The following is a 1,358-nucleotide window of genomic DNA, read 5'->3' as shown; positions in this document are numbered from 1 at the left end:
GGCGGCCAGGAAGCCGGTGACGGCGCGCCGGGCGAGGTCCACCGCCTCCGGCAGCCGCTGCGGTGCGAGGCGGGGCAGTTCGGCCCGCGGCCAGACCCCGCCGAGCCCGCGCACCACCACGTCCTTGTCGTGCACCCAGTGCAGGTGCACGAACCGGTTGGCCAGCGGCGGGCTCAGCTCCCACCCGTCGGCGGCCGAGGCCGGCGGATTGGCGGCGGCCACGATGCGTACGCCCGCGGGCAGTTGGAGCGCGCCCACCCTGCGTTCCAGGACGACCCGGAGCAGTGCGGCCTGGACGGCCGGGGTGGCGGTGGACAGCTCGTCGAGGAAGAGCAGCCCGCGTCCGGCCCGGACCAGTTCCACGGCCCACTGCGGCGGCGCCATCGGGACGCCCTGCACCGCGGGGTCGTCGCCGACGATGGGCAGTCCGGAGAAGTCGGACGGCTCGTGGACGCTGGCGATCACGGTGGTCAGCGGCAGGTCGAGGCTGGCGGCGAGCTGCGTCAGGGCCGCGGTCTTGCCGATGCCCGGCTCGCCCCAGAGCAGTACGGGCAGGTCGGCGGCGACGGCCAGGGTGAGCGCTTCGAGCTGCTCGTCGGGCCGGGTCTCGGTGCCGGTCGTCCGCAGAAGGGTCAAGAGGGCTTCGGCGGTGGCCAGTTGCGGGTCGGATACGTCGACGTCAACGGCGGGAGCGGCAGCGGAAGGGCGGGCGTGGGCGTGGGGGGGCTGGAGCGTGCTGGAGTTCATGGGCATCACCTGGGGTGTGAGAAGAGGAAAGGGAAGAAGAGAGCCGCGCAACAGGCGGCGTGAGAAGGGAAGTTCACTGAACGCGACGACGTCCGGCCGACGGACCTGACCGATAGGCGTCGGGCCTGCCCGGTACACGACCGAACCCGACGGACCACACGGTCCTGACCCGTACGCGACCGAGCCCGACCGACCACACGGGCCTGACCCGTACGCGACCGAACCCGACCAACCAGCGGACCTGGCCCGTACGCGACCGAATCCGACCGACCAGCCGACCTGACCGGTAAACAACCGAGCCCGACCGACCAGCGGACCTGGCCCGTACGCGACCGAGCCCGACGGGTCAGCGGACCCGACCCTTACGCGGCCGAACCCGACCGGTCAGCGGACCTGACCCGAAACCGACCGACCCGGACCGACCCGCACGGCCGCCCCGCACACGGACGCCCGCGACCGATCAACGGGCCTGACCCGTACGCGGACGAGCCCGATTGGTCAGCTTGCCGCGCACCGCGAGCGGCGTACGGCGGTCGAGGCGCGGTCGTCGCCAGGCCGGCCCCGCGTCCGCCCCGGTGTCCGGGTCCGGGCCGGGCGGCACACGGTGCAGC

The 1,358-nt window shown here is 73.7% G+C and carries 1 protein-coding gene; it reads right to left on the bottom strand.

Translation table 11 applies throughout. The features are described from left to right. Window positions 1–747 (bottom strand): MoxR family ATPase (locus tag G3I40_RS10840; RefSeq protein ID WP_239091656.1); only part of this gene is annotated, 747 nt, incomplete at its 3' end. Window positions 748–1,358 lie beyond the last annotated feature (611 nt).

Origin of the sequence: Streptomyces sp. SID14478 (assembly GCF_010548525.1) — a bacterium.
Lineage (GTDB): Bacteria > Actinomycetota > Actinomycetes > Streptomycetales > Streptomycetaceae > Streptomyces.
Note: the sequence above shows the minus strand (reverse complement) of the source record. Positions and strands in the feature narration are given on the sequence as shown.